The organism is Mycobacteroides sp. LB1 (assembly GCF_013449725.1).
Classification (GTDB): domain Bacteria; phylum Actinomycetota; class Actinomycetes; order Mycobacteriales; family Mycobacteriaceae; genus Mycobacterium.
In genome coordinates this window covers 861,443-875,736 of sequence record NZ_JACCFF010000001.1, presented here as the reverse complement: position 1 = coordinate 875,736, position 14,294 = coordinate 861,443, and the positions used below count along the sequence as shown (strand labels likewise).

Sequence of the window (14,294 nt, the reverse complement as noted above, 5' to 3'; positions counted from 1 at the left end):
TGATCAACCGTCGTGAGCATGGGGCTTGTGCGAGACTGCCGTAATGCCGGGTAGCGGATTGTGGCGTACGAAGTCTGTCGAACAGTCGATCGCGGATACCGACGAGCCGGAGACCAAGCTCCGTCGGGACCTAACCTGGTGGGATCTCACCGTTTTCGGCGTCTCGGTGGTCATCGGGGCCGGTATCTTCACCGTCACCGCGTCGACGGCGGCCAATGTCACCGGGCCTGCGATCTCGCTGTCATTCATCATGGCCGCGCTCGGGTGCGGCCTGGCGGCGATGTGCTACGCCGAATTCGCCTCCACCATCCCGGTTGCCGGTAGCGCCTATACGTTCTCCTATGCGACATTCGGCGAGTTCGCTGCCTGGATCCTGGGCTGGGATCTCATTCTGGAGTTCTCGGTTGGCGCGGCCACTGTCGCCAAGGGCTGGTCGAGTTATCTGAGCACCGTATTTGGGTTCTCCAGTAGCACAGTGCATCTCGGGTCGCTCAAGGTCGACTGGGGTGCGTTGCTCATCGTTTCCGTGTTGACGGTGCTTCTCGCTTTCGGCACCAAGCTGTCCTCACGGGTGTCCCTCGTCGTCACGACCGTCAAGGTTCTGGTGGTGCTGCTGGTGATCATCGTCGGTGCCTTTTTCATCAAGGCGTCCAACTACACGCCGTTCATCCCGCCGCCGGAGGCCGGTGGTTCCAGCAGGACCGGACTGGATCAGTCGTTGTTCTCATTCATTGCCGGCGGTTCTGGAAGTCAGTACGGCTGGTTCGGTGTGCTGGCCGGCGCCTCGATCGTGTTCTTCGCATTCATCGGTTTCGATGTCGTCGCCACGACCGCGGAGGAAACCCGGAATCCGCAAAAGGATGTGCCGCGCGGCATCATCGCGTCGCTCGTGATCGTCACCGTCCTGTATGTCGCGGTCACCGTGGTGCTCTCCGGCATGGTCAAGTACAGCGACCTCCGAGCAGCCGACTCGCACCCGAATCTGTCCACGGCCTTCCACCTGAACGGCGTCGACTGGGCAGCCAAGGTCATCGCCATCGGTGCGCTGGCCGGGCTGACCACCGTGGTCATGGTGCTGATGCTTGGGCAGATCCGGGTCATCTTCGCAATGTGTAGGGACGGACTTTTACCGCGTGAGCTGGCGAGAACCGGATCGCACGGTACGCCGACACGGATCACCCTGATCGTCGGCTTCCTTGTCGCGCTGGCCGCAGCCTTCACCCCGATCGAAGGTCTGGAGGAGATCGTCAACGTCGGCACGTTGTTTGCTTTCGTGCTCGTCTCGGCCGGCGTCATCGTGTTGCGGCGGTCCCGGCCTGACCTGCCGCGTGCCTTCCGGGCCCCGGGTGTGCCGTGGCTGCCGATCATCGCGATCCTCGCCTGCGGATGGTTGATGCTCAACCTTGCTGTGCGCACCTGGCTGTTCGCGTTGGCGTGGATGGCTATCGGTGTCGTCGTCTACTTCGCCTACAGCCGTCGGCACTCAGTGCTCGGGTTACGCGTAGCCGTCGACCAGTAGCCCTCGCACAACGCCGACCGTGGGCGTTGTGGACACAAAGTCCGACTCTGCTGTCCCTAACTCCCATTCTCGGCGAATCTGCATCGACAACCAATGAGTGACGCGCGCCACCAGGCACTTTACAAAACATACTCATTTGTCTAGACAAGCGACGAAGCATCACCTATCGTCAAGCTTGTTCGGTGATGTACCTCACGCAGATTTCGACCGAGGAGACAGTGACGATGACGTCCAACCTTGAAGCAGCCCATGACCTGCCCGTCCAGTGGCGCGACCGCAAGCGCTACATGTGGCTCTACGGGATGATCCCGCCCACCGCGATCTTCATCGCGACAGGGTTGGTCTATGTGATGAACCAGCTCGGCTGGCAGCAGATCTCGCCACTGTTTTTCTGGATCGGTCCCGCGCTGCTGTACGTGATCTTGCCGGCGCTGGATCTGCGCTTCGGGCCCGACGGCGAGAACCCGCCCGATGAGGCGATGGAGGCGCTGGAGAACGACAAGTACTACCGGTACTGCACCTACATCTTCATCCCATTCCAGTACGCGAGCTTCTTCCTGGGCGCCTACTACTTCGCTGCCACCGACCTGAGCTGGATCGGGTTCGACCATGGCATCAGCTGGATCTCCAAGCTGGGCATCGCGCTCTCGATTGGTGTGCTTGGCGGCATCGGCATCAACACCGCCCACGAAATGGGGCATAAGAAGGACGAGTTGGAGCGCTGGTTCTCGAAGATCACGCTGGCGCAGACCTTCTACGGCCACTTCTACATCGAGCACAACCGCGGACATCACGTGCGCGTCGCGACTCCCGAGGATCCGGCCAGTTCACGCTTCGGCGAGACGTTCTGGGGCTTCTGGCCGCGCAGCGTCTGGGGCAGTCTGAAGTCCTCCTGGAATCTTGAGGCCACCCGCATGAAGCGGCTCAATCGGTTCGTACTGCACCCGAGTAACGACGTGGTCAACGCATGGCTGATGTCGGCAGTCCTGTTTGGTGTCACCATCGCGATCTTCGGCGCCGCGGTCATTCCGTACCTGGTCATCCAGGCAGTCTTCGGCTTCACTCTCCTGGAGACGGTGAACTATCTGGAGCACTATGGGCTGATGCGGCAGAAGGTTGCCGGTGGACGGTACGAGCGCTGCACGCCCAAGCACAGCTGGAACTCCGACCATCTGGTGACCAATATCTTCCTGTACCACCTGCAGCGGCACAGCGATCACCACGCCAACCCCACGCGGCGCTACCAGACCCTGCGCAGCATGGACGGCGCGCCGAACCTGCCCAGCGGATACGCGACGATGCTGACGCTGGCGTACTTCCCGCCGCTGTGGCGCAAGATCATGGATCAGCGGGTGTTGGAGCACTACGACGGCGACATCACCAAGGTGAACATCCAGCCGAGCAAGCGCACAAAGATTCTGGCCAAGTACGGCGTGACGGAAGAGGCGGCCTGACATGTCGCAGTACCGTTGCCCCGTATGTCAGTACCTGTACAACGAGAGCGCGGGAGCCCCTCGAGAGGGGTTCCCGGCGGGGACGGCGTGGTCGGAGATTCCCGACGACTGGTGCTGCCCTGATTGTGGAGTGCGCGAGAAGGTGGATTTCGAAGCCCTACAAGGAGCGGATTCATGAGCGACGACGACTACAAGCTGTTCGAATGCATGCAGTGTGGATTCCAGTACGACGAGGCACTGGGCTGGCCGGAGGATGGCATTGGGCCGGGCACTCGCTGGGACGATATTCCCGACGACTGGAGCTGCCCCGACTGCGGCGCCGCGAAGGCCGATTTCGCCATGGTGGAGATCGCGAGACCATGACATGACATTGACCGAGTACACCGCGCCTGCCAGGCTCCCCGGTGTGACGCCGCGAGTGCCGTATGCCGAGGCCGCGCGGGCGCTGCTTCGCGAATCGGTCCTCGATGCGCTCGGAGATCTTCTGCGGCAACAGGACTGGTCGGCGGTAACCATGTCCGATGTGGCCCGCCGGGCGGGAGTCAGCCGTCAGACGCTGTACAACGAGTTCGGCTCCCGACAGGGGTTGGCCCAGGGGTATGCGTTGCGATTGGCCATGCGGCTCGCCGGCGCCGTCAATGACGCGATCTACGCCCATGTCGGCGACATTCACGGCGCCCTGCACGCGGGATTCGCCGCGTTCTTCGCCGATAGCGCCGCCGATCCGATGGTTGTCTCGCTATTGACCGGCGAAGCCAAGCCCGAACTGATGCGCCTGGTAACGGTCGACAGCGCCACGATCGTGCTGCCGGCCTCCGCCCGGCTTACCGAGTCGTTCAAGAACAGCTGGGTGCGCGCCAGCGCGGAGGACGCGGCCATCCTCGCCCGGTCGATCGTGCGGCTGGCGATCAGTTACGTCTCCATGCCGCCGGAGTCCGACCATGACGTTGCCCTCGATATGGCGCGGCTGCTCTCGCCGTTTGTGGAAGCTAATGCGGCGACCCGCGACTCGTGACCTGCGCATCCACAAATCTCGCTACCTGATCTAACAATCGGCCGCTCGTACGCGCTAACCTGGTGACGGACCCCGGTAAGTCAAGGGGATTGACATACTTCACTAGAGGCGGAAGAGACAAAAGATGACCGAGCTGGTGGCCGACGTACGCAACGGCATTGATTACAAGGTGGCAGATCTTTCCGAGGCCGAGTTCGGCCGCAAGGAGATCCGCCTGGCCGAACACGAGATGCCGGGCCTGATGGAGCTGCGTCGCGAGTATGCGGATGTGCTGCCGCTCAAGGGCGCCCGCATCTCCGGCTCGCTGCATATGACCATCCAGACCGCGGTGCTGATCGAGACCCTGGTGTCTCTCGGCGCGGAGGTCCGCTGGGCGTCGTGCAACATCTTCTCCACACAGGACCACGCCGCGGCTGCAGTGGTTGTCGGGCCGCATGGCACCGAGGAAGAACCGAAGGGCACCCCGGTGTTCGCCTGGAAGGGCGAGAGCCTGGAGGAGTACTGGTGGGCCGCCGAGCAGATGCTGACGTGGCCGAACGAGCCCGCCAACATGATTCTCGACGACGGCGGCGACGCCACCATGCTCGTGCTGCGCGGCGCGCAGTACGAGAAGGCCGGTGTGGTGCCGCCCGAGGAGGAGAATGACTCGGCCGAGCACAAGGTGTTCCTCAACCTGATTCGTGCGCGGTTCGAAACCGACAAGGACAAGTGGACAAAGATCGCCGGATCGGTCCAGGGCGTCACCGAGGAGACCACCACCGGCGTGCTGCGCCTGTACCAGTTCGCGGCGGCGGGCGAGCTGTCGTTCCCGGCCATCAACGTCAACGACTCGGTGACCAAGAGCAAGTTCGACAACAAGTACGGCACTCGGCACTCGCTCGTCGACGGCATCAACCGCGGCACCGATGTGCTGATCGGTGGCAAGAAGATTCTGATCTGTGGTTACGGTGACGTCGGCAAGGGCTGCGCCGAGTCCCTGGCCGGGCAGGGCGCCCGGGTGCAGGTCACCGAGGTCGACCCGATCAACGCGCTGCAGGCGCTGATGGACGGGTTTGACGTCGTCACCGTCGAACAGGCGATCGGGAATGCCGATATCGTCGTCACCTCGACCGGCAACAAGGACATCATCCTGCTCGACCACATGAAGGCCATGAAGGACCAGGCGATCCTGGGCAACATCGGCCACTTCGACAACGAGATCGACATGGCTGCCCTGGAGAAGTCGGGTGCTACGCGGCTGAACATCAAGCCGCAGGTGGACCAGTGGACGTTCGGGGACTCGGGTAAGTCGATCATCGTGCTGTCCGAGGGCCGTCTGCTCAACCTGGGCAACGCGACCGGACACCCGTCCTTCGTGATGAGCAACAGCTTCTCGAACCAGGTGATCGCGCAGATCGAGCTGTGGACCAAGAACGACGAGTACGACAACGAGGTCTACCGGCTGGCCAAGCACCTCGACGAGAAGGTCGCCAAGATTCACGTGGAGGCGCTGGGTGGCACGCTGACCCGGCTCACCAAGGACCAGGCCGAGTACATCGGTGTGGACGTGGAAGGCCCGTACAAGCCGGAGCACTACCGCTACTGATCGCCGCTAATCTGCGTAGAGGCCCCTTGCACCCCGGTGCGGGGGGCCTTTGCGTAGGCTGACCTGCCGTGGGCCAGCTGATTGCGATCGAGGGTGTCGACGGCGCGGGCAAGCGCACTCTTACCGAGGCGCTGATAGCGCGCTGGAATGCCCAGGGGTTATCCGTTGCGACGCTGGCCTTCCCGCGCTATGGCCGCTCGGTGCATGCCGACCTGGCGGCCGAGTCGCTCAAAGGCGGGCACGGTGATGTGGTGTCCTCCGCATATGCGATGGGGGTGCTGTTCGCGCTGGACCGGCGCGATTGCCGTGAAGAGCTCGCGGGGCTGGAGCGCACGAACGACCTCGTGATCCTGGATCGCTGGGTGGCCTCGAATGCCGCGTACGGCGCGGCCCGGCTGCATCAGGACGGCGGCGGCGATATGGCCCGCTGGGTGTATGAGCTGGAATTCGAGCGTTTTGCCCTGCCCCGTCCTGATTGGCAAGTCTTCCTGAATGTTTCGCCGGAGCTCGCCCAGCAGCGTGCCCGTCGGCGTGAGCAGCAGGAGAGTGACCGCACCCGTGACACCTACGAACGCGATGGAGACCTGCAGACGCGGGTGTCTGCGGCGTATGCCGATCTGGCACAACGTAACTGGGGTGGTCGGTGGGTGGTCGCCGATGGCGGCGACCCGGAGACGCTGGCGGCCTCACTGCTGCGCTGAGCGTGAAACCACGGCGGGGAATCGGTCGAAATCCCGCCATAGCTTCACTCTGGGCGAGCGCGGTTACAGCCAGTTGCGTCCCTTGAATATCGCATAGAGGCTGACACATGTCAGCACCATCAGTCCCAATGCGAGCGGATACCCGTAGTTCCAAGCCAGCTCGGGCATGCTCTGGAAGTTCATGCCGTACACGGTGCCGATCAGCGTGGGGGCGAACAGGATTGCCGCCCACGCGGACACCTTCTTGATTTCCTCGTTCTGTTGGTACGCGGTCTCGGCGAGCCTGCGCATCTGGACGTTCTGCTCCTGAGTCACCAGGGTCGAGTTGACGGTCAGGATATTGTCCAACAGCTGACGGAAACCGTCGGCCCGCTCCACCACCATGGTGGCGTGGTCGGTGACGTCGCGCAGATAGCTGCGCAGCTCCTCGTTCGAGTTGTACTTGGAGAAGCCCGTCGAGAGGTTGTTGAGCATCGCCAGCAGCGGTTTGGTGGCGCGCTGGAACTCGATAACCTCGCGTGACAGCTTGTAGATACGTTGCGAAACATTGGGATCGCCGCTGAACACCTCGGTCTCGATCTCGTCGATATCGTTCTGCAGACCGGCGATGACGGGCGCGTATCCGTCCACCACGGCATCGCAGATGGCGTACAGCACCGCCTCTGGCCCCAGCCGGAGCAGCTCGGGGTGGCTCTCCATGCGAGCCCGTACCGCGGACAGGTCCGGGGATTCGGCATGCCGCACTGTGAGGATGAAGTTACTGCCGCAGAACACATGTAGTTCACCGAAGTCGACGCGCTCGGTGCGGTCCACATAGCGTGCCGCGCGCAACACCACGAAAAGCGTGTTGCCGTAACGTTCGAGCTTCGGGCGCTGATGCGCGTCGATGGCATCTTCCACCGCCAACGGATGCAGGTCGAATTCGTCTGCTGCCGCGTGTAATTGGTCGTCGTTGGGCCGGTACATGCCAATCCATGCCATCGACGAGTCGTCGGGCAAGCTCTCGAGTGCGTCGGCGAGGGTTTTGGTGGTGCTGATCTTGACCCCGTCGCGGTACACCGAACTGTTGACGATGCTGGCTTCCACCGAGCATGCGGAGCGGTCGGAGTCGTATTCATCGGAGTCACGGTGTACCGCCATGAACTCCTCGGGTGACGGCGTCCGTCTCAGGGCGCCTCTCCGTAGCGAAATCATGGGGTCTCCTTACCATTCACTGGCTTCAACCTCTTCTTCGCGATCGACGTGCCAGCGCACTGACGACACAGCGGGTTCCATGCTGAGCCGACTTACCGCGGACTCCATCAGGGAGTCGTTGCGCTCTTCGGTGCTCAGCTTCGCGACCACCCGCACATGCTTGCCGTCCTCGACGTCGTACGACCGCACGGATTGCAGCGCGAATTCCGGCCGGCTCACGGCCTGCACGGTGAGTGCCCGGATATGTGCCTCGGTCTCATCGGTGGTGGTGACCTCAAAGAGGTATTCCGCGGGCCGGGCCTCGCGACCGGCAGTGGTCGGGCTGCGGTCGAGTAGATGGCCCAGCGGGCGTAATAGCAGGTTGGCCAGCACGATTGCCGCGGTGCCGATGATCGCCACGTCGTACATCCCGCCGCCGGCCAAGGCCCCAACCGCGGCGGTCGCCCACATGGTGGCGGCGGTGTTCAGCCCGGTGATGGTGGCGCCCTGTTTCATGATCACTCCGGCGCCGAGGAAGCCGATGCCCGAAACAATCTGTGCCGCAACACGTGTGGGATCGGCACCGGGGCCGTGGAAGCTATAGGCGCCCATGATGACGAACAGTGTCGCGCCCAGGCACACCAGCGCGTTGGTGCGCAGGCCGGCGTTCTTGGCGCGCCACTGCCGTTCGATCCCGATGGCGCAGCCCAGGCCAAATCCGAGGGCTACACGGATGACGACATCCCAATGGCTCATAACGGGTCCTGTTCTTTCGCAGTGGCTTCGAGGTGCACGTTGTATTGGTGCAACAAGAGCGCCTTCGAGCGCGACCCGGGTCTGCGTTAGAAGGCGCTGTGGATACTCGGAGGTTGACTATCGGACATAGTCGCGTCACCTCCTAGTCGCGGGCGCAAAGCGCACATGAACCACTGCTGAACAAGCGCCTTCATTAAACACCCGTCTGCCTGCGACCGGCAAGATGGCCTGTCGCTTCGTCGATATCGGCACCACACCCCGCGTGGGACGGCAGGATTGGTGCGTGTTCTTCGACCTGAGCGTGCGTGATTTCCTGGACCGTGCCGAGCTTGTGTACCCCGACCGTGTGGGGGTTGTCGACGAGCCGGTTCAACCGGCGCCGTCCTGGGGGCGGTTGACCTACCGGCAGCTCGCCGCGCGTGCGCGTGGGCAGGCCGCGGCACTGGATGACCTCGGTGTTGAGCCGGGGGAGCGGGTGGCGATCGTCTCGCATAACAGTGCCCGATTGCTCACGTCCTTCTTCGGGGTGTCCGGGTGGGGGCGCATCCTGGTGCCGATCAATTTTCGGTTGGCTCCTGCCGAAATCGAGTACATCGTCGAACATTCGGGTGCATCGGTGCTCCTGGTGGACCCCGAGGTGCGTCACTTACTGGACACCGCGCGTGCCACTCACAACTTCGTGTTGGGAGAAGACGATGCGGCGATCTTCGGAGCGACGAGCGAGGCGGCCGATTCGTATGCCGCCGAACCGCGACCGTGGTCGTGTGATGAATCATCTACCGCGACACTGAATTACACCTCTGGTACCACGAGTCGCCCCAAGGGTGTTCAGCTCACTCATCGCAACATCTGGATCAACGGCGTCGTATTCGGATTGCACGCCACTCTGCGCGAGGACGATGTGCTGCTGCACACGTTGCCGATGTTCCATTGCAACGGTTGGGGCTGGCCGTATGCCGCCACCGGTATGGGTGGCCGGCATATCGTGCTGCGGAAGATCGACGGTGACGAGATTCTGCGACGTGTCGACGAGCATGGCGTGACCGTGATGTGTGCGGCGCCAACGGTCGTCGACGCCGTGTTGGATGCCGCAGCGAGCTGGGAAGGGCCCATCCCCGGCAGGGGCCGGGTCCGGATCATCGTCGCGGGAGCGCCGCCTCCGACGCGCACCATCGCGAGGGTGCGTGCGGAACTCGGTTGGGAGTTCATCCAGATCTACGGGCTCACCGAGACCGCGCCGCTCATTGCCATCAACCGCTTTCGGTCCGAATGGGCCGACCTCGACGAGCAGCAGCAGGCTCGGATGTTGGGCCGTGCGGGTGCTCCGGCGATCGGTGTCCGCGTGTCGATTGCGGAGGACGGGGAGGTGCTGACCCAGTCGAACACGAACCTCGACGGGTATTGGGACCAGCCGGAGGCCACCACGGAGGCATTGGCAGGCAATTGGTTTCATACCGGTGACCGCGGATCGATGGCCGACGGATACCTCACCATCTCGGATCGCAAGAAGGACGTCATCATCACCGGCGGAGAGAACGTGTCCTCCATCGAGGTGGAGGATGCCTTGATATCGCATCCTGGTGTGCGCGAGGCCGCCGTTGTCGGGGTGCCCGACGAGAAATGGGGCGAGCTGGTCACCGCGGTGGTCGTGGTCTGGGGGACAAACCCAGGGGCAGACGCGCCGACCGGACCCGATCTCGTCGCGCACTGTCGGGAGAGTCTGGCCGGATACAAGTGCCCCAAGCGCGTCGAGTTCGTCGACTCCCTGCCCAGAACCGCCACCGGGAAGATCCAGAAATTCAAGATCCGCCAGCAGCTCGCCTGATTGCGCCGATACACCTACTCGTGGCGAGGATCCGCGAATAGAACGGCAACTCGCCCCTTTGGTACCCCGGTTTTGTCACGATCTAGTGACACGATGGGATCTATGAGGCAAAGGATCCTTGTTGTCGACGATGACGCGTCATTGGCGGAGATGCTCACCATCGTGTTGCGCGGGGAGGGCTTCGAGACCGCGGTGGTGAGCGACGGTACGCAGGCACTTACCGCCGTTCGGGAGCTACGTCCCGATCTGGTTCTGCTGGACCTCATGCTGCCGGGGATGAACGGTATCGACGTGTGCCGGGTGCTGCGCTCCGATTCCGGTGTGCCGATCATCATGCTGACGGCCAAGACCGACACCGTTGACGTGGTGCTGGGCCTGGAGTCCGGCGCCGACGACTACATCATGAAGCCGTTCAAGCCGAAGGAGCTCGTCGCCCGCATCCGCGCCCGGTTGCGCCGTAACGACGACGAGCCCGCCGAGCTGCTGAACATCGCGGGTATCGAGATCGATGTGCCCGCGCACAAGGTGACGCGCGAGGGCGAGCAGATCTCACTGACTCCGCTGGAATTCGACCTACTGGTGGCGCTGGCACGCAAACCGCGCCAGGTGTTTACTCGAGATGTGCTGCTCGAACAGGTGTGGGGTTACCGTCACCCGGCCGATACCCGGCTGGTGAACGTCCACGTGCAGCGTCTACGGGCGAAGGTCGAGAAGGACCCGGAGAATCCGACCGTGGTGTTGACCGTTCGAGGAGTGGGATATAAGGCCGGACCCCCGTGATCTTTAGCTCGAAGCGGCGCATTCAGCGGCGGTCGGCACCACTGATACGCGGTCTGAAGGCGCTGAGTCGGGCAGTCGGGTTCACCTGGCGCCGTTCCCTGCAGGTGCGGGTGGTGGTGTCCAATTTGGCGCTGTCGTCCCTGGTCATCCTGATCCTGGGATTCGTGCTCACCAGCCAGGTCACCGACCGCATCCTGGAATCAAAGACCCGGGTTGCGAAGGAGGAGATCGAGCGTGCGCGCGTCATCGTCAGCGACGATGTCGGCGGCGAGGAAACCCGATCACTGCAGAGCAGCCTGGAGCTGGCCCGTAACCAGTTACTGAACCGCACCAAGGGCTCCGAGGGCGGAGTTGCCGGGGGGTTCGACGCGGTCCTCATGGTTCCCGGGGATGGGCCGCGCGCGGCCACCTCGGCGGGACCCGCCAACCAGATCCCGGGCCCGCTGCGCGATTTCGTCAAGGCCGGCCAGGTCAGTTACCAGTACTCGACCGTGCATACCGAGAGCTTCTCGGGGAAGGCTCTGGTCATCGGCTCGCCGACGACGTCGAACGTCACCGCGCTCGAGCTGTACTTGGTCTTCCCGCTCTCGAATGAGGAAAGCACTATTTCGCTGGTGCGCGGCACCATCGTCACCGGCGGTGTGGTGCTGTTGGTGCTCCTGGCCGCGGTGGCGCTGCTGGTCGCCCGTCAGGTGGTGCTGCCGGTGCGTTCGGCCTCCCGGATCGCCGAGCGATTCGCCGAGGGGCATCTCTCTGAACGCATGCCGGTGCGCGGTGTCGACGATATGGCCCGGCTGGCTGTGTCCTTCAACGATATGGCCGAAAGCCTCTCGCGCGAGATCACACAACTCGAAGAGTTCGGAAATCTGCAGCGCCGCTTCACCTCTGACGTCAGCCACGAATTGCGTACGCCGTTGACCACTGTGCGGATGGCGGCCGACCTCATCTACGACAACCGGGACGAGCTCGATCCGTCGTTGCAGCGTTCCGCCGAGTTGATGGTCAATGAGCTCGATCGATTCGAATCGTTGTTGAGCGACCTGCTGGAAATCTCGCGGCACGATGCCGGTGTGGCCGAGCTCGCCGTGGAGCAGGTGGATCTGCGCGACACCGTCAAGACCGTCGTGGCTTCGGTCAAGCACCTGGCCGACGAGTTGGACACCGCGGTGGAGCTCGACATGCCCGACAGCGAGATCATTGCCGAGGTGGATCCTCGTCGCGTGGAACGGATTCTGCGCAACCTGGTCGCCAATGCGATCGATCATAGTGAGCACAAACCCGTCACCATCCAGATGGCCGCCGATATCGACAGCGTCGCCGTCACCGTGCGGGACCGTGGGGTTGGTCTGCGTCCCGGCGAGGAAAAGCTGGTGTTCAACAGGTTTTGGCGCGCGGACCCGTCGCGGAAACGTCACTCCGGCGGCACCGGACTGGGTCTGGCGATCAGCGTCGAGGATGCCCGGCTGCATCAGGGACGTTTGGAGGCATGGGGCGAGCCGGGCAAGGGGGCGTTGTTCCGCCTGACGGTGCCGCTGGTCCGCGGGCATAAAGTGACTACGAGCCCCCTTCCCTTGAATCCCACCAGCCGTCCGAGTTCCGCTGTGCGCCGGCCGGTTCCGCGCCCCGGTCGCCCGGGAGAGCGGCCGGGAGAACAAGAGACCGCGCCGATGCGTGCCTCCGGCGCCACGGTCGAGCCAGTGGGAGAGTCATCATGATGCGCCGGAAAGTGGCGGCGATCCTGACCGCGGCGGCGCTTGGACTCACCGCGTGCGCAGGGGTGCCATCATCGTCCTCGCCGCAGGCCATCGGAACGGTGCAGCGCCCGGCGCCGCCGGGGGTGCCCGCACCCACACCGGGTATGGAACCCGAAACGGTATTGCGCGAGTTCTTGAAGGCGACCGCCGACCCATCGAACAGGCACCGCGCAGCGCGCCAATTCCTCACCGAATCCGCCTCGCGGGCTTGGGATGACGCGGGTGACGCGGTGCTCATCGAGTCGCCGGTGTTCGTCGACCAACGTGGTGTCGACCGGTGGGCCATCAACGTACGCGCCAATAAGTTGGGCACCCTGTCCGATATCGGGGTCTTCCAGACCGCCCAGGGTGATATCCAGGATCCTCAGTTCACGTTGGCAAAGGCCAACGGCGAGTGGCGAATCGACTCGCTGCCCAATGGAGTGTTGCTCGACTGGGCGCAATTCCAGGCCACCTACCGTCGGTACACCGTCTACTTCGCCGACCCGGCCGGTCGCACCGTGGTACCCGACCCGCGGTACGTGGCGGTCTCCGACCCCGACCTGTTGGCCACTGAGCTCGTGTACAAGCTTTTGTCCGGTCCGCGGCCCGAGCTCGCGGGGGCGGTGCGCAATCACCTGAACGGCCTGCGGCTACGCGGCCCGGTGACGCGTGCCGACGGCAGCAGGGTGGACGTGGGGCGCGGATACGGCGGTGTGCGGGTCGAGCTGGAAGGTGATTTGACGCCCGATCAGCGGACCCGGCAATTCCTTGCGGCGCAGGTGATTTGGACGCTCTCTCGCGCGGGAATCGCCGGACCGTATGTGCTGCAGGTCAACGGCGCCCCGCTCGATGATCAACTGGCGCAGGGGTGGAGCACACAGAACGTCGCGTCCACTGACCCAGGTGCGTCTGAGGGCGCGGGTGTGGGCCTCTATGGGTTGCTAAATGGAACGCTGGTGACGGTGGACCGCGATGAGGCCGTGCCGGTGCGTGGATCGTTTGGCCAAGTGGGGAACCAGGTTTCGGCGGCGCTGTCGCGCAGCGGGCGTCAGGTGGCATCGGTGGTGCGGGTGCAGGCCGGAGACGATCCGCAAATGTCGCTGTGGGTAGGTGCGAATGGCGCCAATGGCAGCGAGGCGGTCGGCGGCAAGGCACTGACTCGCCCGACCTGGGCGCTCGACGACGCGGTGTGGGTGGTGATCGACGGGGGCCGCGTGGTCCGCGTCATCCAGGAGGCCACCACCGCCATGGTGGCGGTGTTGCCTGTCGAATCGTCGGCGGTGGCGCAGAGCTTTCAGGGGCAGATCACCGAACTGGCGTTGTCGCGAGACGGAACCCGTGCCGCCATGATCATCGACGGCCAGGTGGTTTTGGCCAGTGTTGTGCAGACCGACAGCGGCGACTACGCCCTGGTGCATCCGCGTCGGCTCGGCTTTGGCCTGGGGAAGTCGGCGGTATCGCTGGCCTGGCGGACTGGTGACGATCTCGCGGTTGCCCGCAACGACGGATCACACCTGGTGGCCAACGTGAACCTCGACGGCGTGAACTCCGATCTGGACGACCGGAATCTGCTTACTCCCGTGTCGACCGTTGTCGCATCGCCGGCCAATATCTACATCGCGGACGCGCGCGGCGTGCTGCAGCTGACGGGATTGGGCACGCCGGAGGAGAGGTGGATCGAGGTGCGTCCACTCATGCTGCCCCAGACGATTCCGGTACTCACCGGGTAACCGGAAGGCGCCGAGCTGTC

At 63.8% G+C, this 14,294-nt stretch carries 13 protein-coding genes; 11 read left to right on the top strand and 2 right to left on the bottom strand.

Features of this window, described 5'->3' with window-relative positions:
- Positions 1-43: 43 nt before the first annotated feature.
- The 7 genes from MLB1_RS04485 to MLB1_RS04455 all read left to right on the top strand — a co-directional run bounded on the left by MLB1_RS04485 (position 44) and on the right by MLB1_RS04455 (position 6,274).
- The gene (locus MLB1_RS04485) at positions 44-1,519 is read left to right on the top strand and encodes an amino acid permease (RefSeq protein WP_180748487.1); all 1,476 of its coding nucleotides are present in this window, start codon (positions 44-46) and stop codon (positions 1,517-1,519) included.
- Positions 1,520-1,743: 224 nt separating this feature from the next.
- Positions 1,744-2,973, top strand: a complete 1,230-nt coding sequence (locus tag MLB1_RS04480; protein ID WP_180748486.1) for an alkane 1-monooxygenase — start codon at positions 1,744-1,746, stop codon at positions 2,971-2,973.
- 1 nt (position 2,974) lies between these two features.
- A complete protein-coding gene (locus MLB1_RS04475; protein ID WP_180748485.1) occupies positions 2,975-3,151 on the top strand; it encodes a rubredoxin in 177 nt (58 codons plus the stop codon).
- Positions 3,148-3,336: a rubredoxin gene (locus MLB1_RS04470; protein ID WP_180748484.1), complete on the top strand. Its 189-nt coding sequence runs from the start codon at positions 3,148-3,150 to the stop codon at positions 3,334-3,336. Before MLB1_RS04475 ends, MLB1_RS04470 begins: the two co-directional genes overlap by 4 nt.
- Positions 3,337-3,391: 55 nt before the next feature.
- The gene (locus MLB1_RS04465) at positions 3,392-3,988 is read left to right on the top strand and encodes a TetR family transcriptional regulator (RefSeq protein WP_180749685.1); all 597 of its coding nucleotides are present in this window, start codon (positions 3,392-3,394) and stop codon (positions 3,986-3,988) included.
- 124 nt (positions 3,989-4,112) lie between these two features.
- Entirely contained in the window at positions 4,113-5,573 is a 1,461-nt protein-coding gene (ahcY, locus tag MLB1_RS04460) for an adenosylhomocysteinase (protein WP_180748483.1), read from the top strand.
- Between the two features lie 68 nt (positions 5,574-5,641).
- Positions 5,642-6,274: a dTMP kinase gene (locus MLB1_RS04455; protein WP_180748482.1), complete on the top strand. Its 633-nt coding sequence runs from the start codon at positions 5,642-5,644 to the stop codon at positions 6,272-6,274.
- A 63-nt stretch (positions 6,275-6,337) separates the two neighbouring features.
- Here the strand turns inward: MLB1_RS04455 and MLB1_RS04450 are convergent, their stop codons facing one another.
- Complete coding sequence (locus MLB1_RS04450; RefSeq protein ID WP_255485714.1) at positions 6,338-7,414, bottom strand: magnesium and cobalt transport protein CorA; 1,077 nt, start codon at positions 7,412-7,414, stop codon at positions 6,338-6,340.
- 63 nt (positions 7,415-7,477) lie between these two features.
- Entirely contained in the window at positions 7,478-8,203 is a 726-nt protein-coding gene (locus MLB1_RS04445; RefSeq protein WP_180748480.1) for an MgtC/SapB family protein, read from the bottom strand.
- 283 nt (positions 8,204-8,486) lie between these two features.
- Here MLB1_RS04445 and MLB1_RS04440 point away from each other — a divergent pair, with 283 nt between their 5' ends.
- From MLB1_RS04440 to lpqB, 4 genes are all read left to right on the top strand, one after another.
- On the top strand, positions 8,487-10,028 hold the full coding sequence (locus MLB1_RS04440; RefSeq protein WP_180749684.1) for an AMP-binding protein: 1,542 nt from the start codon (positions 8,487-8,489) through the stop codon (positions 10,026-10,028).
- Positions 10,029-10,121: 93 nt separating this feature from the next.
- On the top strand, positions 10,122-10,808 hold the full coding sequence (gene mtrA, locus MLB1_RS04435; protein ID WP_180748479.1) for a two-component system response regulator MtrA: 687 nt from the start codon (positions 10,122-10,124) through the stop codon (positions 10,806-10,808).
- Positions 10,805-12,523, top strand: a complete 1,719-nt coding sequence (mtrB, locus tag MLB1_RS04430) for an MtrAB system histidine kinase MtrB (RefSeq protein ID WP_180748478.1) — start codon at positions 10,805-10,807, stop codon at positions 12,521-12,523. Before mtrA ends, mtrB begins: the two co-directional genes overlap by 4 nt.
- Positions 12,520-14,274 carry an MtrAB system accessory lipoprotein LpqB gene (lpqB, locus tag MLB1_RS04425; protein WP_180748477.1) on the top strand — a complete coding sequence of 585 codons (1,755 nt, stop codon included), beginning with the start codon at positions 12,520-12,522 and terminating at the stop codon, positions 14,272-14,274. The genes mtrB and lpqB overlap by 4 nt, the downstream gene beginning before the upstream one ends.
- Positions 14,275-14,294: the final 20 nt, after the last annotated feature.